Genomic DNA, 24,040 nt, shown 5'->3' with positions numbered 1-24,040 from the left:
GCCGAGAGTTCAGCCTTGTGGCTGGAAACGCTATGTACGGACTGATTACCGTGATTCACGTTTCAACGAATCGCACTAAAAACCTCCATAAAGCAAGTCATTGCCATCACCACCAAAGAGGCTATCATTGCCACTAACGCCTGGTGCGAGAGTATCATCGCCCGCACCGCCATCTAAGGTGTTATTGGAGCCAGAACCACTCAGAGAGTCATTGCCGTCTGCGCCAAAAAGGCTGTCGTTGCCTAATCCGCCCTTGAGAGTGTCATCTAAGGATGTACCCAGAAATATTGCCACGTTTTTTTCCTGCTTACGGTAAACAGGCGATCGCTAATTTTACTTAGCTACTACGCCCTAATTATCTATCAGTGCTTTTTCCCAAAAATTATGCGAATTTTCCCAAAAAGTTTTTTAGGCAAAATTTGTTTTATTTGGGACAAAAGATGCTATTTATATAAGCATATTGTTACAAAAATCACAATATTTTTGTAAGCGTATATACGTAAGCATATATCACTTGAATAGACTAATTAACCACAAGTAAGTTTTTTTAATCCTAAAGAAGGTAATAAATGTTATTAAATAGCGGAACCAATTCTCCTGTTCTCATTATTACTGGAATGCACCGATCTGGAACTTCTCTGACTGCTGCCTTCCTACAGAAAATCGGCATTGACTTGGGAGACAATCTCCTGAAAGGCAACTATTGGAATCCCCAAGGCTACTTTGAAGATATAGATTTTGTCGAATTTCAGCGAACAATTCTGCAAGCTTGCTCTCAGTCTGACGAAACAGGTTTTCCCGATTGGGGTTGGACAGAAAGCGAACAGCTAGACCTGCAAAAACTTAACACCAATATAGAGCCTGCAAAACAATTAGTCAAATCTCGATCCAACCACTCAGAACTTTGGGGTTGGAAAGATCCGCGCACCAGTTTAATGTTAGATTTCTGGAATCAAATCATCCCGAATGCTCGCTATTTATTTGTCTACCGCTATCCTTGGGATGTAGCGGATTCAATATTGCGGTTGAACATCCCATTTTTCTCACAAAACCCAGAATCTTGCTTAAGGATATGGAAATTTTATAATCGCCACATCTTAGAATTCTATAAACGCCATGACAATCAATGCCTACTTGTAAATTTGAATACCTTGCTAACATCTCCCGGCAAAGTGTTAGAATTATTAAAATCCAAGCTAAATCTACCTTTGAAATCCCCGGATAGCCAAGAACTAGATATCAAAAATACTTTGATGTCAGTTTACAACCCTCAAATGCTGAGCAGCTTGCCGCTCAACCATCCCCTAATTCAAGTTCTCAATCTGACATCGGGCGGATGTTTTGAACTCCTCAATCAGCTAGATTTAGTAGCCGACTTGCCGAGTCCATTTTCCAGCTTATCCTTGCCGCGAAATGGCGGAACCCTAGAGCGTTTATCCCTCCGACTGCATCAGGAAACTATCAAAGTTCAGCTCAACCCAGAGTCGCCTCAATTTCTCAGTTGGCTGTCCAGTTGTATCGATCGCTATCATAGCACATCCCATGAATCTGCCTTAACAGATTTGCGTCAAGCCCGCCATAAATTAGCCGAATTTTGGCTATCTGCACCACCAGATAAACTGCAAAGCAGCTATTCTGGCCGTGCGGGAAAAGCCCAGAAAATGCTATTAGCTAGTGGCATGAGAGACGAACCTCTGACTGATGTCGAACAGCGGGAAGTAGACGAGTTATCTCTATACGTTGCTAAAGGATTTGAAGCTGCTGAAGCTATTCAATATTTGCTAGCGGCAATGCTGTATCGGCGGGCAGATCAGTTGCCGTTGCAGTATGGTAGAACTGCTGTTCCCCAGTGGTTTTTTAACGATTTGCTGGAGTTTATGCTTTACTTACCCAGTTATTTTCAAGAAGTGGGAGAAGTCGAGAACTATTGTAGCTATATGCAGCAATTAGTAGATTTAGTTCACAGTCGCGTTTTCAGCAATCCCGACTCAGACATTTGGCAAAATGTTGCTTTGATTTTTGCAGATACCGTTAACTTTGTCCCCCTATATTTTAGCACAAAAAACTTAAAAGATGTCTATAGCAAGCGCTCGGATATTCTAGAATCGATCCTAAAAGCCAGGGGACATCAGATTGACTTCAGCTTTGACAAACGCCCCGCTAATAGAGGCAAAATTCGCCTCGGCATTCTCAAAGCAAGTTTCGCGCCTATTTCAGAAACTTTTACGACTATCCCGGCTTTTGATCATTTAGACAGAGAGAAATTTGAGATTATTTTATATGTCCTCAACGCGAGCGATCACCCTTTGGATATATACTGTCAAAGTCGGGCCGACAAACTGGTGAAGTTACCGCAGGAACTTCGCAGTCAAGTTGAGATGATTCGCGCCGATGACCTAGATGTTTTGTTTGTAGGGTCGATCGTCACCAATGCCGCTCAAAACATCATTTTACTAGCTTTGCACCGCCTAGCACGGTTACAGACCACCTATTTTGCCTCTCCCGTCACTACAGGCATCCGCAACATCGATTACTACATTTCCGGCACTTTAACGGAACCTTTGCAAGAAGCGCAATCACAATATCGTGAACGGTTAGTAATGTTAGATGGGACAGGATTTTGCTTCAATTATAGCATCCAAAAAGCAGAAGCAAGTATTAAATTTGAGAGAAAAAGCTTGAGAATTTCCGAGACAGCAGTTGTATTTATTTCCGGCGCTAATACATTCAAGATTATTCCCGAACTCAGAGAAACTTGGGCAAAGATTATCGCAGCCGTGCCCAATTCTGTCCTAGTTTTATATCCCTTCGGCAATACCTGGTCTGGTGATTACGTCAAACAGCCGTTTATCAATAAAATGTCTGCTATATTTGATAAATACAGTATCGATCACACTCGTTTAATTTTATTAAATACCCTGGCGAATCGCGAAGATGTGAAAGCAGTGTTACAACTGGCTGATGTCTATCTCGACTCCTATCCCTACGCGGGTGCAAATTCGACGGTTGATCCGTTAGAAGTTGGATTGCCTACTGTAGTGAGAGACGGGAATAATTTGCGTTCCAGACAAGGGGCAGCACTCCTGCGAGACATCCAGTTGTTTGATTTAATTACTGACAGCGAAGAGTCTTATATTAACTTGAGTGTCGCACTCGGAATTAATGCCCAATTGCGAAAGCAAAAGCGCGATGAAATCCAATACAAAATGCTGCAGCAACCGAGGTTTCTCGATAGTTGCGCTTATTCGGCAGCTTTGGGTTCGGTATTTGAAAAAATGCTAATAGTGAATCGGCTTTAGAACTCAGCCATTTTTTGAAAAAAACAAATAAAGTCTGATTTCCTACCCTACCCTTCGGGGTCTTTTGAAAGTAATCCTATTAAAATAGGATGAAATGGTTGTTTTTGGGTCAGACTTCATAGTCCGATCGCAGAATCTGGAAAGTTCACTGATTGTCCACTTTTAACAGTACAATTAGCATAATTTATACGGGATTTCCCGTTTCAATCTTGTCCCCCACTAGGAAAGCTCGCAATCCCAAATAAGAATTTTAAAATCGATTGAGCGCGCCGACCGAGCTCGCGTAGAGATTATATCGGCAGGTAGATGGCTCATTTATTCATTTTGATATATATATATATATATATATCAAATTTACAGGCAAGATAACTATAATACGCCGCCAGGAAGCTATCTGGTCAAAAAAATGAGTCAGAATAAGTATCCCAAGAAATCTCGACCTAAAGCTGGTATCAAAACTGATAGAAAGCCGCACAACAATCAAAACGATTTATTTCCTGTAGTCGCAATAGGAGCATCTGCGGGTGGATTGGAAGCCTTTATGCAATTACTGAGCCATTTGCCGATCGATACCGGCATGGCGTTTATAATAATTCAGCATATGTTGCCGAATCAGGGAAGTGGGTTGAGTTTGATTCTGGCTCGATCGACCCTGATGCCCGTGCATGAGGTGACAGATGGGATGCTCATAGTACCGAATCAGGTATACGTTATCCCCGCGAATTTCAGCATGACCATCGAGCGATCAGTGCTGAAGCTAAGGCCTCGCGGCACACGAAAGGGGGTATTTATGTCCGTCGATATTTTTATGTTTTCCCTCGCCGAAGAACGGGGGAACAAAGCCATCGGCGTTATTTTGTCCGGGGGCGACAGCGATGGTGCCCAAGGGTTAAAAGCGATTAAGGCCACAGGCGGTATTACTTTTGCCCAATGTGAAGACACAGCACAAATTAGCAGTATGCCGAATACTGCGGTGGCTACGGGTCAGGTAGACTTTATCTTGCCACCGGAAAAAATAGCCTATAAAATAGCAGAGATCGGCCGTCATCCCTACATGAGCGATCGGCTTTTGACAGAATCGACCAGCAGCGAAGATGCGATCGCAAGCGAAGATGCGATCGCAAGCGAAGATGCGATCGCAAGCGAAGATGCGATCGCAAGCGAAGATGCGATCGCAATTATCTACAGTTTGCTGCGGGCGGCTACAGGAGTTGACTTTACTCACTACAAACAAACCACCTTGAAGCGACGGATACATCGGCGGATGTTGCTCTACAAGCTCGAACGGATCGAAAATTATGCCGAATATCTCCAAAGCACCCCGGCAGAAGTAACGGCGCTGTATCACGATGTCTTAATTCATGTCACCAGCTTTTTCCGCGACCCAGAAAGCTTTGAGGTCTTAAGCAGCACTGTTTTTCCCGCAATCGTCAAAGATAAATCGCCGAAAAAACCGATCCGAATTTGGATTGCCGGCTGTTCAACGGGTGAAGAAGCTTACTCGATGGCCATCTGCTTGCTAGAGTTTTTAGCAGCTCGATCTACTAACCTGCCGATTCAGATTTATGCCACAGACATCAGCGAAAATGCGATCGCGATCGCTCGCACTGGCTTTTATACCAATGCCCAAGTCGCCGATATTTCACCCGAACGCCTAAATCGGTTCTTTGTCCCAGTCGAGGGCGGATACCAAATCGCTAAGCCCGTGCGCGAACTCTGCGTCTTTGCTAGACAAAACCTGATCGCCGATCCGCCCTTTTCGCGGATGGATTTGATTACCTGTCGGAACGTGCTGATCTATCTGACACCCCTGTTGCAGAAAAAACTGCTGCCAATGTTCCACTATGGGCTTGGGCCCGCGGGCTTTTTGCTGTTAGGCACTTCGGAAACGGTTGGAGAGTTTTCAATATTGTTTGCGGTATTCGATAAAAAGAATAAAATTTATACTAAAAAACAGGTAACGCATTGGCTTAGCATGGATTTAAATGCTAGCAACTATCCTCTGACACCTCCCAACCCACCAGCCCAGCACACGGAAAGATTGGAGGAAATCGAAATGGAAAAAGAGGCCGACCGCATTGTTTTGAATCACTATGCCCCTGTCGGGGTCGTGATTAATACAGCCAGCGAGATTCTGCAATTTCGAGGCCAGACGAATGCCTATCTAGAACCGGCTCCCGGTAAAGCGAGCTTTAGCCTGCTGAGAATGGCAAAAGAAGGGTTGCGCGTGGAACTGCGTACTGCAATTCAAGAAGCCTCACATCATAAGCAGCCGATCGCACGGACAGGCTTCCAACTTAAAGACGGCGCTCGCCTCCGGCATATCGGAATTAATGTGATTCCATTCCAAGCCGGCGCTGCGGCAAAAGAGTATTTTTTAGTGTTGTTTCAAGAGGAGTCCCCGATCTCTGTAATGCCTGCTGCTGCTGACGAGGATAGAGTCAACTCTGATCCTTCACAGGGTGAAAGTGAGGAGATTGCAAGGCTGCTACAGGAACTGAAAACTACAAAAGAACATCTCGGAGCGATCGTTCAAGAACATCAAGCCGCTAATCAAGATTTGAGAGCCGCCAACGAAGAGATTTTGTCAAGCAACGAAGAGTTGCAAAGCATGAATGAGGAACTCGAAACGGCGAAAGAAGAGATTCAGGCAACAAATGAAGAACTCAACACGATTAATGACGAATTGCAGCGGCGCAATTTGGAATCGACTGAGGTGAGCAACGATTTAGAAAATCTCCTGACTAGCATCAATATTCCGATCCTGATGCTGGGAAGCGACCTGCGAATCCGCCGGTTTACTCCCGCAATTGAAGACATCTTCAACTTGATTTCTAGCGATGTCGGGCGGTCTTTGAGCGACATCACTCACAAGTTGATAGTACCGGACTTAGAGCAATGGATTTTAGGAGTGATCCGCACGCTCAATTTGAAAGTTCAGGAGGTTCAAGATCGAGAGGGTCGTTGGTACGATCTGCATATTCGACCCTACCGGACGCTCGACCACAAGATTGATGGGGCTGTGCTGATGTTGGTGGATATCAACGAGCTCAAAGTCAGCGCCCAGCATTTGATGGAAGCGAAAAATTACGCCGAAACGATCGTGGAAACCGTGCGGGAACCATTGCTAGTGCTAGATCTCGATCTGCGGGCGCTCACTGCCAATCGTTCTTTCTACGAGACGTTTCAGGTGATGGCGAGCGAAACAGAGCACCGCTCATTTTTCGATCTCGGTAATGGACAGTGGAATATTCCCAAGTTGCGATCGCTCCTCAAAGAAATTCTGGCAGGCAATCCCCAGTTTAAAGATTTTGAAGTCGAGCATAACTTTGACCACATCGGGCATAAAACAATGCAGCTCAATGCCCGCAAAATGCCTCCGGTTGGCGATACACAGATGATTCTGCTGGCGATCGAGGATATCACCGACCAAAAACAGTACGAGAGAGAACGCAGCCTTCGGATTCAAGAACAATCGGCTCGTGCGGCTGCTGAGGAGGCCAACCGCGTCAAAGATGAGTTTTTGTCCGTCCTCTCTCACGAACTGCGGACGCCGCTGAATGCGATGATTGGCTGGGCACAGTTGCTGCGCCTGAAAAAATTTGACGAGGCTAAAACCCAGGAGGCGCTAAAAACGATCGAGCGCGCCGCCAAAGCACAAAACCAGCTCATCGATGACATATTAGACGTTTCGCGGATTACCACAGGCCAATTTCGGCTCAATGCTTCTGAAGTTGAGCTCAATCCACTGGTTGAAAATGCGATCGGGGTGATTCGTTTCGCCGCAGAAGCCAAAAATATTCAAATTGAACCCAGGCTAAGCCCTTTAAAACCAAAGATTTTGGGCGATCCAAGTCGCTTACAACAAGTGGTGTGGAATCTACTTTCAAACGCGATTAAATTCACCCCAGCCGGAGGAAGAATTGACATCGCATTAGACTACATGGATAGAATCGCTCAAATCCAAGTTAGCGATACTGGTAAAGGGATTTCCCCTGATTTTCTCCCCTATGTGTTCGATCGCTTCCGTCAGGCGGATAGTAGCTACTCTCGCAGAGACTCTGGATTGGGGCTAGGACTGTCGATCGTGCGTCATTTAGTAGAACTCCATGGCGGTACTGTTACTGCCACAAGTGCGGGTGAGGGACAAGGGGCAACGTTTACCGTGAGGTTGCCGCTACGAACAGATATCTCGTGATTGTTGACTGTTGACTGTTGACTGTGAGTCAAAACAATGAAAATTTCGCGACTTATTTTTTGGCAGCTTGATTCGACTTTATCAGGAAGATAAGCGCGGATTTGATATCATTCCGCCGCCACCGCAATTAATATTATTTCTAATCTTATCTCCTCATCTGATCTCGTTTCCGGTTGCATCACAATAATAAAATCGAGTCAACATTTAACACTCACCCATTGAGTTTTTCCACCCCTCCTTCAACAGTCAACAGTCAACAATCATTCGGGTTGCATCACAATAATAAAATCGAGTCAACAGTCAACCGTCAACAGTCAACCGTCAACAATGATAAAGAGTGCAACCGGAATCGATATAATTATTTAGCAACCTTAACCTCAGCGCCATCTTTAAGAAAACCAGCGCCACTAACAACCACCCGATCGCCCGCCTTCAAACCTTTTTTAACCACCACCTTAGCAGCAGTCAAATCGCCCACCGCACCCCCGGAAATTTCCCCTATTTCCACGGGTTGAGCCTGCACCTTGTCCTCGCCGACAAGTTTATAAACAATAGAACTACCGTCAGGTTGCGGCAAAATAGCTTTAGCGGGGACTTTCAAACCTTGAGCCGTTGCCGTCGCAATGGATGCGCGCAAAAACATTCCCGATCGCAAAAACTCGCTTGCCGGCAAATCAATCTTCACCGTAGCTTGCCGATTTTGCGGGTCAACTACCGGCGAAATCTCTCGCACAGTTCCTGACAACTTAATCCGCTTGTCAGAATCCGAAGTAATTTGCACTGCTGTTCCCGGCCGCACTTGCGAAACCTGACTTTCCGGTACTTTCAATTGCAGTTCCAGCTTGTTACCGCGAATAATCGAAAATAGTTTTTGACTTCCCGAAGAAACATCGCCCACTCGACCAATTCTTTCAGCCACAGTACCACTATCCGGCGCTCGAACAATAGTTTGTTCTAATTGAGTTTGTAACTGTTTGACTTGTGCATCATTGCTGCGGACACTTGCTGCGTTATTTCCCACATTTGCTCTCGCACTGCTGACACTCGCTCCGGCCGTATTCACTTTAGCACGAGCGCTGCTGAGGGCTGCTCTAGCCGTACTGATATTAGCTTCTGCCGTAGCTACTTTAGCAAGAGAAGATTGCACTTCTTCTGCTGCTTTATTCTGTTCTTGTAAAGCTGTATTCAAGTCAGCTTTAGCTTTGTTCAAGTCTTGAACAGCAGTCTGCCGCTCTGTCTTGCGTCTTTCTAAATCTTGCCGACTAATTACTCCCTGAGAAGCCAAATCTTGGGTGCGATTTACTTCTCTTTGAGCTTGATCTAATTTAGCCTGAGCGGAGGCAATGCCGGCTTTAGCTTGAGTGACACCAGCTTTAGCTTGTTCCACACCGGCTCTTGCTTGCCCGACGCCTGTTTGGGCTTGCGCTGCGTCAGCGATGGCTTTTTCAACGCCAGCTTGGGCTTGAGCAACGCCGGCTTGGGCTTCTTGTTGGGCTGACTCGGCTTGCTGTACCTGAGCTTCGGCTTGTTCTACCGTAGAATTGGCTGATTGTACTCCCGCAAGGGCTTCGGCAATTTGCGATCGTAGCACCGAATCGTCCAAAACCGCCATCGTCTGCCCTTTTTCTACCGCATCTCCTTCATTCACCAACACCTGCTTGATTTGCAAACCGTTGGCTTGTGGTAGCACCGGCAGTAAGTCATAGGCTGCCACTGTACCCGTCGCTTCCAGAGTTTCACCCACCTGGGCAGATTCCACAGACGCCACTGTCACCGTCGGAGCCATTGCCTGCTGAGTTGCCGATGGAATTGGAGCGGCAGGAGGCGAACTCTGATTGCCCGCAGTCAATTTTACTGCTAGCAACGTTGCAGCCACGCCAATCCCTGCGCCCGCCAACAAGGCAGGCCACCTGATTTCTTTGGGGCGCCCAACTTCAGTTGCTTCTGGTTCCCAAACTTGTTCCTCCTCGATTTCTGGAACTTCCAGCGCAACTTCTCGTTCATCATCCTCACCGGAGAATTGCCAGCGAGAGTTGTCTGAGACTTCACTTTCAGCTACATTTACTGCTGAGTTCCTGTCGTGCCCGCTCTCCACGGGGGGAAGGGGTTGCTTTTCTTCCGCTTCTGAAAAAACTTGATTGGTCACGGTAGTTCCTCTCGCCGCTATTAGCCTGTGGTTTTTTTATTGTAAAGAAAGATTGCGGTTTTTATATTTGATTCATTTTAGCGGATAGCCTCAGCAATCCCGCGTCCCCCTTTTGGGTGAGTGCGGCGTCATTTCACCCTACAATGGCGAATAGATCGGAGTTTGTGCGATCGATATTTAATTTGATCTGCGTGCGGGGCATACTGAATATTAGCGCGATGGACGATCGTCGGGGCGATCGGGCTGGCATTGTCTCTCCCCAAGTGGTTTGGTCGTCACCTATCTATCAATGCTGAGAAAACTCAGTCTAATCTTGAACTGATTATTCCTAACTTCTACTCTCATGTGTTTACTGTATAATACGGCACATCTGCTGAAAAAATTGTGCCACTTTATTTAAAAAAAATCAAAATGAATAGTCTTTTTTCTCCCCTCCAACAGTTTCTAATTACTTGGCTGCTAGTGCTAGTGACGGGATGGTTTACCTTGACTGCTGTCAGTTATGTTGGGGAACTGGTTAGCATTTTAGTAACAGCGGGACTCATTGCATTTTTATTAAATTATGCAGTAAAAAGACTGGAAGTATTTTTGCCGCGGGGAGTAGCTGCAGGGCTGGTTTATTTAACTGCGGGTGTGATAGTAGTAGTAATCGGTTTAACTATTGTGCCGCCCGTGTTCAGCCAAGCGAGCCAGTTGGGGGTGAGGTTCCCGGATTTACTGGAGTCGGGGCGACTGCAGCTAGCTGAATTTCAAGCCTGGAGTGCCGAGCGCAATTTGCCGTTTAACGTGCAAATATTGGAGCAGCAGTTATCAGCGAAAGTACAGGAACAAGTGCAGGCGCTCGCCGGTACGAGTTTAGGCTTAGTTGTCGGTACTGTTAACTGGTTTTTGGACTTGATTTTTATTGTGGTAATTTCCTTTTATATGCTCCTAGACGGGCAAAGAGTTTGGCAGGGTTTGACCAGTATTTTTTCCCCAGACATTCGCTATGTTTTAACAGAGACTTTGCAGCGAAACCTCCAGCGATTTGTATCGGGACAGTTATTGCTGGGACTCTTGATGGCCATCTCGTTGACTCTGGCTTTTTGGTGGCTGCAAGTTCCGTTTTTTCTGTTGTTTGCGGTATTTATAGGGTTGACGGAAATAATTCCGTTTATTGGAGCAACTTTGGGAATTGGCACTGTTAGTATAATTGTAGCCTTTATTGATTGGTGGCTGGCGCTGCAAGTCTTGGTAGTGGCGATCGGTCTCCAGCAAATCAAGGATAATTTAGTAGCTCCTCGAATCATGGGCAATCTCACCGGATTAAGCCCGGTAGTTATTTTCACAGCTTTGCTGTTAGGAGGTAGAGTAGGAGGATTGTTGGGAGTTATCCTGGCAATTCCGCTCACTGGGGTTGTAAAAAGTATAGTAGAAATTGTACTCAATCCCAAATTGCCACCCCAAACAGGATCGTTTTTCTACAATCCTTTTAGCGGTGAGGAATTAGGAAAAATACCAGAAGATGAAAGTAGAATAATCTTGCTCGCAGATGAACAAAAGTAGTCTAATGTTTGTAGTAAGTAATTCAGTTGGGAAAACTTTTATAAGTCAGGAATTAACTTTTGGCTGCTGAGTCCATTAAGAAAAGACTAAAGTCTATACAAAGAACTTTAGTTTTGATTACTAGCCCACTTAAAACCTCAAACCTAAAAACTTATGAAATGGTGGCAAAATCTTAGAAACAATCCTCTAGCTCGGTTGGGAGCCGTGCTGCTGTTAATTTTTTATACAGTCGCACTTTTGGCCGAATTTGTGGCACCTTACGACCCCTACGACTCTCAATTAAACGGTTCATTGCTGCCGCCCACTCAGATTTATTTAAGCACCCAAGATGGGCGCTTTATCGGGCCCCACGTTTATCCGACTACTCAGGGCCCGGTGGATGCTAATACCGGCGCTCGTGAGGTAATTGTAGACTGGCAAAAACCCTCTGCTATCGGTTTGTTTGTCAAAGCTTCCCCCTATAAGTTTTTAGGACTTTTGCCATTAGACAGGCACCTGTTTGGTACTACAGGAGAAGGTCAAATTAACATTTTAGGCACGGACGAACAAGCTCGCGATCAATTCAGTCGCTTAGTACACGGCAGCAGAATTAGCCTCAGCATCGGTTTAGTTGGCATAGCAATTTCTTTCCCATTGGGATTGTTGATCGGAGGCATATCTGGTTATTTCGGCAGTTGGATTGACAGTATTTTAATGCGCTTCGCCGAAGTATTGATGACGATTCCCGGTCTTTATTTATTAGTAGCGCTAGCAGCAGTATTGCCACCAGGATTGACAAGTGCTCAGCGATTTATATTGATTGTGCTGATTACTTCATTTATCAATTGGGCGGGTTTGGCGCGGGTAATTCGCGGTCAGGTACTGTCAATTAAACAACGAGAATTTGTGCAAGCGGCGCGGGCAATGGGTGCTAACCCAATTTATATTATTGTCCGCCACGTGTTGCCACAAACTGCTACTTATGTAATTATTTCTGCTACTTTGGCGGTTCCGGGTTTTATTGTGGCGGAGTCGGTTTTGAGTTTAATTGGCTTGGGAATTCAACAGCCCGATCCTTCTTGGGGAAATTTACTATCCCTGTCTACTAATGCTTCAATTTTAGTGTTGCAGCCTTGGTTGGTTTGGCCTCCGGCGATACTGATTATTTTGACTGTTTTGGCGTTTAATTTATTGGGGGATGGGTTGCGGGATGCTCTCGATCCGCGTAGCATTCAAAGGTAATTGGGAATTGGGAATTTCTAGTTTTTAGGCAGAGCAGGTGTAAGAGTACGCCCCCTAATTGGGCAGATTAACCGGCAAGCGAATGGTAAAAGTAGAACCAACACCCTCCTGACTTTTTACGGAAATATTGCCACCCATCATTAGGCAAAAACGCTGGCTGATTGCCAGTCCCAAACCGGTGCCGCCGTACTTGCGGGTGGTGGAAGCGTCGGCTTGGGTAAAGGGTTGGAAAATGTGCTGCAACTGGTCGGGAGTCATCCCAATTCCTGTATCTGTACAATTAATAACTAAAAATTCTTTACTAGCAATTGAAGATTGAGAACTTGCCGCAGGTTCAGAAGTGTTTTCTTGTTTTGCTTCGCTGCTGTCATCGGTAATTTTTTCTCGGCTGGCTGTGAGGGTAATTGTACCGTTTTGAGTAAATTTGGCGGCATTGCTCAGCAAATTTAATAAAATCTGCTGCACTTTGGTAATGTCACCGTGCATGGTGCCGATATTGCTAATTTGATCCAAGTTTAGAGTGTTGCCGTTTTTCTCAATTAGCGGCGCGGCAGTAGATGCGACTTCTTTAATCAAGGCGGCGATGTCGAAGGTTTCTAAGTAAAGATCCATGCGGCCGGCTTCGATTTTAGAAATGTCGAGAATGTCGTTAATTAGCGATAGCAAGTGTCGGCCGGAAGTGCGAATTTTGTCTAAATCTGGGGTGAGTTCATCGTAACCCAATTCTTCGGTTTCTTCTTGGAGCATTTCGCTGTAGCCGATGATGGCATTCAGAGGTGTTCGCAGTTCGTGGCTCATGTTTGCCAAAAATGCGCTTTTTGCGGTGGAAGCTGCTTCGGCTGCTTCTACGGCGAGTTGCAAGGCGGATTCAAAGACTTTTCGATCGCTAATATCCTCGACGCTGCCTTCATAGTAGAGTACCTCGCCGTCGGCGTCGCACACTGCACGCGCGCTTTCGGAAATCCAAATTATCTTGCCGTCAACGCGGTAAACTTGTGACTCAAACCCCGAAACTTCTCCGAATTCTTCCATCACCTGCATAAACTTGTCCCCCTGCTGAGGATTGATGTAAGCTTGCTGCCTGATGTTTGTGAGATTTGATGTCAATTCTTCGGGAGTGGCGTAGCCATAGATGCGGGCTAAAGCTGGATTTACGCTCAAGAAGTGGCCTTCGGGGGTTCTTTGAAAAATTCCTTCAACGGCATTTTCAAAGATGCTACGATATTTTTGTTCTGCTTGACGCAGAGCGATTTGTGTACGATCGCGCTCACTGGCTTCGATCGCCAATGATACCAAATCTGCGAGGGAAGCAGCAAAATTTTGTTCGTCTAATGTCCAGTTGCGAGTAGTTCCCACTTGTTCGATACAGATGACTCCGACGGTTTGTCCTCCCAGCCGCACCGGCGCATCTAAGGTTGATGTAGTACCCACTTTTGCAAAGTAAGATTCGGCAAATTCTCTGGTTCTCACATCTGAGAGTGCGTCATCGGCTGCGATCGTCCGGTGTTCTTCCAAAGCTTTAAAATAAGCTGGATAGTCGGCTGCTGCGACTTCGGCACCTTGGGAATGGTGCGGGTTGCTGCGGCTAAATTGGTCGAGACATTGCAGTTTCGATCGACTCTCATCGTATAGCCACGCGCCAGCTTTTTCTGTCTGTAGAGTATGAGCTGCTGCTTCGGTGATTTGCCTCAAAGCTACTTGCAAATCGCCTCGATACAGCGCTTTATTTCTTGCCAATTCTACCAAAACCGTATTTTGTTTGAGCAATTGTTTTTGCCTTTGGCGTCGCGCTGATTCGGCTCGCTTCTGTTCGGTAATGTCGCGGGCTACCACAATGACGGATTCTGCTGAAAGCGGTGAAATGCTGGCTGCAAAACAAACTTCGCGGTCGCTAATGGTTAAATCGTACTCGATGCTGACAGTTTGCTGAGTATCTAAAGCTGCTCGGATGTGCTTGAGAAAATTGTCTGATGTAGCTTGCGGAAACACATCTGTGACTGTTTGGCCAACTAATTCTTCGATTGGTTTGTAGAGCAGAGAAAGATTTGTGGGCGCGATTTTTAAATAGCGACCGCTGGCGTCCACAACTATAATTAATTCATTCATAGCTGCAAACAAAGCCCGCAATTCTGCTTCTGCCGCTTCGAGTTCGGCAGTCCGCTCTGCTACTCGCTGTTCTAAACTAGAGTTTGTTTGTTCTAGGGCAACAAAAGACGATCGCAATTGTCTCGCCATTTGGTTGAAAGACTGAGCTAGGAGACCGATTTCTTTGACTCCTTGAACTTCGACTTGACCGTCTAATTCTGGGGAGGTGAAGTCGGATGATTCCGACATTTTTGTTAAAGCTTTGGAAGCTTCCAGCAATCGGGTAATCGGTTTGACAACCCAGCGAGAGGTAAATATTCCGAGTGCGATCGCCAGTACGAAGGCAAAAAAGCACAATAAGATAGTTGTGCGAGTGTTAGCGTTAATTTGCTCCATAAAGTCGGCTTCCGGGATTGCGACTACAATCAGCCAATCGAGGCCGCGGCCGTCTTGCAGGGGAGCAACGGTAATAAATTGACGTTTGCCGTCTATCTCGAAGGTAAACTGTCCTTGGCTGTCAATTTGTTCAAAACTATCAAATCGTTTTTGCAAGTATGTGGAGGCCGATCGAATTAGCAAATTTTTGCTCTGTGTCGCCAACAGCCGTTTTTGTCCGTCTTTGTCTGTGACAAAGGGCAATTCGTCTGTGGAACTGGCGACTATTTCCCCGCTGCGTTCGATCGCAAAAACTTGTCCTGACGGGCTAATTTTAATGCTTTTAAGAAAATCGCTGATTTGAGAAAGAGTCAGGTCAATTGCCAATACCCCTTGCAGGTTTCCTGTTTCATTGTAAATAGGCCTCACCGGCGTAATCCCCAGAACTGGCGAGGCTGCGAAGGGGTAGATGGGAGACCAAGAGGCTTTTCCTGACTGTTTGGCAGCTTTGTACCACGGTCTAGTACGGGGGTCATAGGGGACGGTTTGGATTAGCTCAGTGCGATTTCCTTGGCTATCTAGGCGATAAATTTCGCGGTTTGGAGCGGTTGATTCGTCTCTGATGTATACTAAGTTTTCTGCTTCTCGCTTGAGCAAGAGGAATTTTCCCTGTTCGTCGCCGTAGTAGATGGTTGTAGTTCGATCGCTCAGCTTGGTCTGGTTCCACAAATAGCGCTCTAAGTTGGGGAGGTCTTCCGGGTCTAAGTTTCCAGAGGCGATGGCAGCACTATTCATTTGCAGGAACAGGTGAGACACATCCCCAAAACTGCGGAAATTTTCTTTCGTCCTCGCTGCAACTTCCAAGCTTAACCTCGTAGCAAGGTCATTAACAGCTTTCTGGCCGTTGCGAAACGACAGCCATCCAGTCACGCCCACTGCTACGGAGATTTGCACCACCAGCGGTATCAACAAAACTAGGCTCAGTGACATCTTGGGCGAGCTTTTCATCACACAACTGCTCAGACTTTTCAATAACATCAATATTTTGACAGATACCGACTTTGCGTATGCTTGTTGTAAATTCCCTGAACCTAAGCTACCACTAATCTCGGCGGTATTTGAGAAAACCTAGCAACTTGGTTGCTCCAAAAATACCACTGCTATTCTCTTGTCAGTTGAGTTGAGGGTGGCGAGGCGGACAACTGTAAGTAATTTAACAATCTTTAGAAAGTAGGTTGAGTTTCGTACCTCCACCCAACCTACGTGAAAATACTGCTGGAAAAATACCGATCGTTGTTGAGGATTATGATTGCGATAAATGTAAACAATTTAACAATCTTCCCTTTAAAAATTTGCTATTAATAAAATAAGTTGGCAAAATCCAGAGCAAACTCTCGGGAAAAATTTAAGCGTAGGTGATTTTGCGTCAACGATAAATTTGAGTGTTTTCAGCTTTTTGGACGATCGACATTTGGGCAAAATAATACTTCTGGAGGATGACATGAACTATACATTTGAAATCCTGGGCGTATCTCCAACTTTAACGTTTTTCAAGCAGCAGCAGGAATTGCTGCAACAACAGCAGCCTTCCGGTGTAGAATACTTGGCAAACCGAAAGTGTACTCTCGATGCGTTTGTGGCATCCGTAGAGACAGTTTCTCCTAACCGCGGCTGGGATGTCGATCGAGTTGTAAACACCGTGATTAGTTTCTGGATGAACAATTCCGATAGCATCCAGTATTGGAGACACAGGCTGCAGGATGCCGGCAGCGAAAACTTGTTAGTAGCCAGAGTAGGCGATATCAAGTCTTTGCAAGCTGCATTTGAATCGCTGCTAGGGGAATAAGAAAATCGGGAATTGCGAAAAAGTCGATCGGCTTTTTCGCTAAAACTTATATCTGACGCCATTCTCAATCATCCTTTCATGGCGGGCGAGGAGCAACGGTTTAAAATAAAATTTATCTGTTGTGGAACAGGTATCTTTCCTGTTCTTGAGAATAGTGCAAGATGTAAGTAAAATCCAGTCAACTGTCTATTTTCAATTTCCAATTCTCAATTCCCAAATATTATGTCTCGTTCCAAAGCCCTGCAATCTTATATTTTTCTCCGCTTGCTTCTGGCACCCCTAATGTTGTGGACAATCACCACAGCAGTATTTTTATTGTTGCGCGCTACTCCAGGCGACCCCATAGATGCCATTCTCGGCTCACGAGCTCCCGCAGCCGCCAAAGAAGCAATGCGAACTCAACTCGGCCTCGACGCACCCCTGTGGCAGCAATATCTCAAATACATGAAAGACTTGTTGAGCTTCGACTTGGGAACCTCAATCACCACTCGCGGACAAACCGTGTGGCAAATTATCGGAGATTATTTCCCCGCTACAGTGGAATTAGCAGTTTGTAGCATGGCCATAGCTTTAATTGTCGGCATCAGTATCGGTTCCCTGGCAGCATCCCGCCCCAACACTATTTTCGATGCTGTCGGCCGTTTGTTTGGCATTATCACTTACTCGCTGCCCGCTTTTTGGGCCGGCATGGTTTTGCAATTAATTTTCGCGGTGCAGTTGGGATGGTTCCCCTTGGGAACTCGCTTTCCCGTCACATTCCCCGCCCCCGAAGGCTACACAGGACTATACACTATTGACAGTCTCCTGAGCGCTAACCCTGGTCAGTTTCTCACATCTTTGCATTATTTAGCACTTCCGAGTTTGACGTTGGGGATTCTTTTGAGCGGCATTTTCGAGCGCATTGTCAGGGTGAATCTCAAGCAAACTTTGCAAGCAGATTATGTCGAAGCAGCTAGAGCTAGAGGCATTCCAGAATTCCAGATTTTATGGGCTCACGCTCTGAAAAATGCACTAATTCCGGTGATTACTGTCTTAGGATTGACTTTTGCTGCACTGTTGGGCGGTGCTATTTTAACAGAGGTTACTTTTTCTTGGCCGGGGTTGGCAAATCGTCTTTACGAAGCGATTAGCTTGCGGGATTATCCAACTGTTCAAGGTATTGTGGTGTTTTTTGCGGCAATTGTCGTAATTGCCAGCATTGTAATTGATATTTTGAACGCTTACGTTGACCCCCGAATTCGGTACTAAAAATATCAAGGAAGAAGGGCAACGGATGCGCGACTGTTGCACTTTCGCCTTTTTCTACCTGTACTTTCTGTCTGCGCGAGATGTTGCAGCCAGCGGTGGGCCTGTAGAAGCAGTTGTCAAAAAGATCGATCGGCTTTTAGAGTGACGACACTTGGCAATTTATGGGCAATACTGGAGAAAATAAAATTATACATTTGAGGAAACGCTGATGAGATTATTGCGAACAATCGCCGCTCTATCGGCGGCCTTGACCCCACTGATGGCTGAAGCTGCCTTTAGCCGTCCCATGCCGGGAACAGCCGATTTTCCCAGAGCCTCAAACCCCGATGTAAATGTGCCGGTTTGCTTTATCGAAACCCGAGGGGGCACAACTTTTGATTTAGTCAGCTTGTGCGGCAGCAATGCTGCTCCCCAAAATCCTGCTCCGGTTGCCGGCAATGCTCCTGCAAATAACCCCAATGCAGGCACTCCTCCGCCTCCTCCCCCGAACCCCAACGCCATCACCAGAGATGCTGTCGGTACCCCGGTAACTACTCCTACACGCACGGCAAATCCCAACAATCCCAATAATGCCAATCCGGGAACTTCGCCCGCAGGTACTCCAAATAATGCCAATCCGGGAACTTCGCCCGCAGGTACTCCAAATAATGCCAATCCGGGAACTTCACCGAGCACCAATCCCAATAATCTCAATCCGGGAAGTGCGCCCTATACCACTCCCAATAATCCCAATCTGGGAACTTCGCCGAATACCAATCCCAATAATCTCAATCCGGGAAGTTCACCGAGTACCACTCCCAATAATAGTGCGTCTCCCACGGGTGGAAATGCTGGCGACAGCAACAGCGATTTAGTTCCCAATCCCAATCTCAATCTTCCGAGAGTGCCGCCGAGTTCCTTTGGTCCTGGAGGTGTTGCACCGACTAGAGATGCAATTGATGGCCCCCGCCAGTAATAGGCGAAGTGTCAGAACTTTCATCACAGAAACCGGGTTTCTCGGAAACGTTCTCTTTTTCAGGGATATTTCACCCGCGAGAAAGCCAGAATATTTATTTGCCTGCATAATATTGATGTCAGGTGCGATCGGCATATTTTGTAGCAGAGTAGCAAAATAAAAGTTAAGCTAAGAACTTGTAGACCCTATGGGCCAAGCACTCTTTCAAAACTGGACAACCAGGTAGAAGCAGTGATAGATAGCTAGCTTTAATCCGTAACAGGATTAGTTATCAGCACAGGTTAAAATTATTACCAGGCGGGTGCTCACCAGCTCCAAGTTCTCAAGCTAAACCATTCAACAGGCATATTTTTGTTAAGCCAGTGTGGTTGGAAAAGTACCGGCTGATAACATTAGCAAGACAAAATTAACCCGATTATTCGGAGGCTCTTCATGAGCAAAATATTTGTTTTAATAAATTGGAACAAAATTGCTCTAGACCCGATCACACTTGAGGAGGACATCTAGTGTCAAACTTAGTTCAACGTTTAGAAATAACCGCTCATCCGCAACTGGAAAAATCCCTGGGCTATCGAGGAGATAGTCGCTGGGTAGCTTGGCGCTGGGAACCCGACATCGACCAACTTATATCCAGCGACGGCAAAACAGTCGGCACGGGCAATAATATGGCTTGGCTGGTGTTTTTGCAGCACGATTTAGTCGATCCTGCGGTACAAGAGTACAACCTCGGCGAGGGCGATCGCTACTGGCTGCTTTTAGACACCGAAACTAGAAATCTCTACGTCGGCGAAGGGAAAACAGTTCAAAGTCTGCTCGAACAGCCGGAAAGTTTAGGTTTATTGGCCTGTCTCGATGGCGGCAATGCCGATCAAACTGGTGAAACTTGGCAGCAAACGCTATCTCAACTAACAGCCAAACCAGTTGTTCGCAACCTCACAAATGCCCTTCCTTTCGGTATCGCGGCTGCTTTGATAGGTGCTTTAGGCATCGGAACCGGATTGTGGGTAGTACCGGCAGTGCAGCAGAAACTAGCCGAAAAAACAGCTTTTGTTTCCCCAATTAGTTCGGGCGCCAACTGCGGGCTTGGCGGTTCCAACGATTTTTCAGCTTATATCGGTTCCTCAAGCGGAAACCAAGAACTTCATTTAATAGGCGTTTACGAAGCTAATGCGGATCACGGGGAGCGAAATTTCTCTAAAAGGGCGTTAGCGAAGCCCTCGGAGAGGATCGAAGTCAAAGTAGAACGCCGAAACAAGCCAATAATTCTCGCACTTTCAGCTTATGAACCCGTGCAATGGAACATTACCGCAGAACCGGGCGCAGTAATCGAAAAAATCATTGTTAACGGATACCATAACCAAACTGTTTCAGGAGTTTCGGGAATTCCAATTGAAGAGCACAGCTACGAAGAAACCGGAGACAATCTCGGCGACTTTATCTACAAGTGGGGTGCTACCCCTGAAAGTAGCAATACTTCTTCTCTCGTGACTAAATTGGAACAGAAAAACGGCACCAGTTTAACTTCTTTTCAAGGATGCTACAGAGGCAAGAACTTTAGTATTAATTGACAGCAGCGACAGAGGGCGACAAGTTATACCATTTTCGATTTGCTGGGAATAACTGATTCGATAGAGGTTTAGAACTTGTTACTGTTCCGTTCTTTTTTTTAACTGGTGTTAAAACCTATCCCCCTAAAATCACAAAACCCGCGTCTGCGGGTTTTTTATTGAGAGTTCAACTTATTGGCATCTCTATGGTATGATATCCGGTGGCGCGCTAGCCAATTCCCAATTCTCACAACAATATTAATAGATTTCTTATGAAATACTGGTACGAAACGCTCGCAGTAGCGCAGCGAATTTTAATTGAATTGGGGAGGCGGCGACGCAGCTTAGTCTTGTGGAGTATTTTTCCAGTTTCTATCTTGCTAATTAACGGTTTAATTTTAAAAGAACGCGCTAATCTCAGCACAGCAAAAGCCTTTGAAGTTGCTGCACCGGCAAGCTTAGTAGGAGCGGCTTTATTTTTTAGCTGTCTCGGTGGTAGCGTAGCAACAGTAGTAGCAGAGCGAGAACAGCATACCCTCAAACGCTTGTTTATTTCCCCGCTGAGCGGCACTTCCTACTTTTTAGGAATTTTCCTGGCTCACAGTTGTATCGGCATCGGTCAGGTCATTTTAGTATACACGATCGCCTCTTGTTTAGGAGCACAATTTCAAGGCTCTATCCTGTTAGGATCTGCGATTATTCTGCTCAGTATTGTATCTTATGTAGGTGTAGGCTTTATTCTCGGCACCCAGTTTGCGAGGCGCACTGAAGATGTCAACTCGCTAGTAGCCGCTTTCGGCGTTCCTTTGTTGATTTTAGGAGGCGCATTTTTGCCAACTTCGCTGTTTCCCAAAAGTCTGCTGGAGCTCGCCCAGTACAATCCAGTTTATCACATGAACGAAGCGCTGATGGGTGTGTGGGCTGACGGCAAAGATTTGGCTGATATTTCCGAACACTTTTGGTATTTATTCATATTTTCTCTTGCCATGATTGCAGGTGGATGGCTTTCTTACCGCAGGATGCTGAGAGTAGAAAGAAGACTTTAAAACTATCTCATTATGTCGTAATTATTCATCTCTCTGTTCTCTGACTCAGCGCTCTCTGCGCTCTCTGCGGTTTAATAGTTCATAAACAACCGTAAATATATAAAATAATACGGAGAATTAAAGCAGTGCTGCAAATTGAAAAGTTAAATAAGTCTTACGGCGAGCGTTCAGTGCTTCGAGATTTAACAGTGCACATTCAAGCTGGAGAAATTTACGGTTTGCTCGGACCAAACGGGGCGGGCAAAACTACAACTATCAATATTTTATGCAATTTGCTAAATGCCGACAGCGGCAAAGTTTCCATCAATGGCGAACCTGTTTCTGACTCTACAAAATCCTTAATAGGGGTAGCGCCTCAAGAAAATTTGCTTTACAAAAGCCTTAGCTGCGAAGAAAATCTCAACTTTTTTGCTCAAATTTACGGCTTAGAGCGCAAACAGCGGCGCTATCAAGTAAGACACTGTTTGAAAGCCGTAAATTTGACAGATAGAGCTACAAGCCCCGTGGAAACTTTGAGCGGAGGAATGCAGCGCCGTTTGAATATTGCGGTGGCTTTGGTACACCAGCCTAAATTAGTAATTTTAGATGAACCCACAACGGGTTTAGATATTGAGGCTCGCTATGAAATTTGGGAGTTAATTCAGCGTTTGCAATCGGAAGGAATTACAATTTTGCTGACAACTCACTTGTTGGATGAAGCTGAGCGTCTTTGTCAGAGAATCGGGATTCTAAAAAATGGCAGTATTGTAGCTGAAGGTAGTTTAGAAGAGTTGCAAAAACTGATTCCGGCTCAAGAAATTATCGTGGTAAAAACCGAGGAAGAAGCTGAAGTCATCGCCCGCGCTAAACAATACAGTTTTATACCCCGCCGCTACGGTAGCGATTTAGCTTTTTGGCTGCCGGAACGTTTAGAATTAAAAGAGATTATTCTGCTGTTCGATGGGATTTCTATTGATTCAATCGCTCGGTATCCGGTGCGGTTAGAACATATTTATGTAGAAGTGACTAAACAAACTGCATCTTAAATATGCGTCCATCAGCGTACATCCGCCCGGTGCGCTTCAAAAAACCAAAAAACCGGGTTTTTTGCCATTTTTGCCGACTGTAACGCACTATCTCGCAAAAACCCGGTTTCTGACCACCCTCACGGGTTTACACAGTCTTAGCCCACTCGATCCAAGTTTCCATCGGGCGGAAACCCACTGATTTGTAAAGCTTTGTCGCCCCCGTCAAACTGTCAGCATCAACGCTGAGTTTAGCTGTGTTTGCACCCGCTGCTTTCAACTTATGCAAACCAGCTAATAGCATCGCTTTTCCTAAACCCATTTTCCGAAAGTCGCGCCGCGTACCCAACAATTCAATCCAACCGTCTTTAGTGCCGCTGCGGGCATTTTTTTGGGGTTTGATTTGACAGTCGCAGAAAGCTGCAAATTTGCGTGAAGCGAAGCTATCCCGCAGAGAATCGCCCGAAACAGCAATCAAATCTAATTCCGGCTGATAATTCGGATCTTGCATCCAGTAGCGCACTGTTTCCGCAGTTAAATCGTGATGATTCCAGTGATCGATAAATGACTGGTTGAACATCTCTACCCAGGGTTGGATGTCTTGTTCTCCTGATACGTGTGTCAGCACAAAATCTGCGGGAAATTCGGGTGTTGGTATTGGTTCAGCGAGGGATCGGGCCATTGTCCAAAAATAGCGATCGACCTCAAAGCCCTGTTTTTTTAAAAGCATGATTTCATCTGTTTTATCCTCCCGGCTGTAGGTACGCAATTTCGCGGGCAAGTTCCGTTCTTTCGCCACTTCGCGCAGCCGCTTTTCTCCCCACTTAATTATGTCTTTTTCTAATCCTTCGCCCAGGAAATTTGGATGCACATAAAACCACAGACAAGCGTCTATTTCAGCCGGGAAATCTGGCATATCTAGGAGTGACAAACCGATTAGTTTGTAATTACCATCTTCCCACAACTGCACGTCGCGGGCTTTGTCGAGTTTGGGTGCATCAAGTATTAGCTTGAGTTCAGTTGCTGACACTTCTTCGCCGAGTCGATCCACTGCTTCGCAAGCATCGATCAAATTTGCGATCGCGCACCAGTCAGTTTCGCCCTTGTAGGAGCGTGTTGTTAAGATATTCATAGAAAACTTGCAATCCGTAACTTCGGACTGTTCCTCTTAATGGGTATTGGCAAACAAGTACAGTGAATTTCTTGCAAAAATCCGAGTTTTTGATGCTTAACCGCAGATAAACGCGGATAAACGCGGATGTAATGCAGATTTATTGTGGTGTCGATAAAACTCAGAAACCTGTTTATATCACCCAGGCTTTCAGGTTTTATCTAATTAGGCAATCATAAAAATTGGTTTGCCCCTTCGGGCTAGTTTTGTATGTGAGTTTATGGCTGGATGTCGATGAGTCGCGCTCTCTTTCGTTACCAAGCTTGGTGCTTAAGTAACTATTGTTTGAATAAAGTTTCTACAGCTAAGTAAAGAAGTTGTCACCCCCACCGGGTAGTTGATTTTTACTTTTGC

15 protein-coding genes are annotated in these 24,040 nt (G+C 45.8%); 11 read left to right on the top strand and 4 right to left on the bottom strand.

All coding sequences use genetic code 11. The features are described from left to right. Positions 1-75: 75 nt before the first annotated feature. Entirely contained in the window at positions 76-294 is a 219-nt protein-coding gene (locus tag QUA24_RS07745) for a hypothetical protein (protein ID WP_333228579.1), read from the bottom strand. Between the two features lie 275 nt (positions 295-569). On the opposite strand from QUA24_RS07745, the gene QUA24_RS07740 reads away from it, so the two are divergent. Both QUA24_RS07740 and QUA24_RS07735 read left to right on the top strand, forming a co-directional pair. After that, positions 570-3,299 (top strand): O-linked N-acetylglucosamine transferase family protein, encoded by a 2,730-nt coding sequence (locus QUA24_RS07740; RefSeq protein ID WP_333228577.1) that lies wholly within the window; start codon positions 570-572, stop codon positions 3,297-3,299. Positions 3,300-3,705: 406 nt separating this feature from the next. Beyond that, positions 3,706-7,497, top strand: coding sequence for a chemotaxis protein CheB (locus QUA24_RS07735; protein ID WP_333228575.1), 3,792 nt, complete (start codon positions 3,706-3,708; stop codon positions 7,495-7,497). Between the two features lie 358 nt (positions 7,498-7,855). Here the strand turns inward: QUA24_RS07735 and QUA24_RS07730 are convergent, their stop codons facing one another. Then, complete coding sequence (locus QUA24_RS07730) at positions 7,856-9,643, bottom strand: efflux RND transporter periplasmic adaptor subunit (RefSeq protein WP_333228573.1); 1,788 nt, start codon at positions 9,641-9,643, stop codon at positions 7,856-7,858. 143 nt (positions 9,644-9,786) lie between these two features. On the opposite strand from QUA24_RS07730, the gene QUA24_RS07725 reads away from it, so the two are divergent. From QUA24_RS07725 to QUA24_RS07715, 3 genes are all read left to right on the top strand, one after another. Next, positions 9,787-9,939, top strand: coding sequence for a hypothetical protein (locus tag QUA24_RS07725; protein ID WP_333228571.1), 153 nt, complete (start codon positions 9,787-9,789; stop codon positions 9,937-9,939). 115 nt (positions 9,940-10,054) lie between these two features. Further along, the gene (locus tag QUA24_RS07720; RefSeq protein WP_333228569.1) at positions 10,055-11,188 is read left to right on the top strand and encodes an AI-2E family transporter; all 1,134 of its coding nucleotides are present in this window, start codon (positions 10,055-10,057) and stop codon (positions 11,186-11,188) included. A gap of 153 nt (positions 11,189-11,341) precedes the next feature. Further along, complete coding sequence (locus QUA24_RS07715; protein ID WP_333228567.1) at positions 11,342-12,409, top strand: ABC transporter permease; 1,068 nt, start codon at positions 11,342-11,344, stop codon at positions 12,407-12,409. Positions 12,410-12,463: 54 nt separating this feature from the next. On the opposite strand, the gene QUA24_RS07710 is transcribed toward QUA24_RS07715, so the two are convergent. Then, on the bottom strand, positions 12,464-15,877 hold the full coding sequence (locus QUA24_RS07710; protein ID WP_333228565.1) for a PAS domain S-box protein: 3,414 nt from the start codon (positions 15,875-15,877) through the stop codon (positions 12,464-12,466). Positions 15,878-16,370: 493 nt separating this feature from the next. Between QUA24_RS07710 and QUA24_RS07705 the strand changes: the two genes are divergently transcribed. The 6 genes from QUA24_RS07705 (at position 16,371) to QUA24_RS07680 (ending at position 22,536) form a co-directional block, all read left to right on the top strand. Next, entirely contained in the window at positions 16,371-16,715 is a 345-nt protein-coding gene (locus QUA24_RS07705) for a hypothetical protein (RefSeq protein ID WP_333228563.1), read from the top strand. Between the two features lie 222 nt (positions 16,716-16,937). After that, the gene (locus QUA24_RS07700) at positions 16,938-17,963 is read left to right on the top strand and encodes an ABC transporter permease (protein WP_333080249.1); all 1,026 of its coding nucleotides are present in this window, start codon (positions 16,938-16,940) and stop codon (positions 17,961-17,963) included. 208 nt (positions 17,964-18,171) lie between these two features. Further along, complete coding sequence (locus QUA24_RS07695; RefSeq protein ID WP_333228561.1) at positions 18,172-18,918, top strand: hypothetical protein; 747 nt, start codon at positions 18,172-18,174, stop codon at positions 18,916-18,918. A 506-nt stretch (positions 18,919-19,424) separates the two neighbouring features. Then, positions 19,425-20,486, top strand: a complete 1,062-nt coding sequence (locus QUA24_RS07690) for a hypothetical protein (RefSeq protein WP_333228558.1) — start codon at positions 19,425-19,427, stop codon at positions 20,484-20,486. A 251-nt stretch (positions 20,487-20,737) separates the two neighbouring features. After that, a complete protein-coding gene (locus QUA24_RS07685; protein WP_333228556.1) occupies positions 20,738-21,511 on the top strand; it encodes an ABC transporter permease in 774 nt (257 codons plus the stop codon). A 125-nt stretch (positions 21,512-21,636) separates the two neighbouring features. Next, entirely contained in the window at positions 21,637-22,536 is a 900-nt protein-coding gene (locus QUA24_RS07680) for an ABC transporter ATP-binding protein (RefSeq protein WP_333228554.1), read from the top strand. 127 nt (positions 22,537-22,663) lie between these two features. On the opposite strand, the gene QUA24_RS07675 is transcribed toward QUA24_RS07680, so the two are convergent. After that, complete coding sequence (locus QUA24_RS07675) at positions 22,664-23,647, bottom strand: GNAT family N-acetyltransferase (RefSeq protein WP_333228552.1); 984 nt, start codon at positions 23,645-23,647, stop codon at positions 22,664-22,666. Positions 23,648-24,040: the final 393 nt, after the last annotated feature.

This window comes from Microcoleus sp. Pol12B5 (assembly GCF_036701335.1).
Taxonomy (GTDB): Bacteria; Cyanobacteriota; Cyanobacteriia; order Cyanobacteriales; family Microcoleaceae; genus Microcoleus.
The sequence above is the reverse complement of the archived record's forward strand: the minus strand, read 5'-3'. Positions and strand labels throughout refer to the sequence as shown.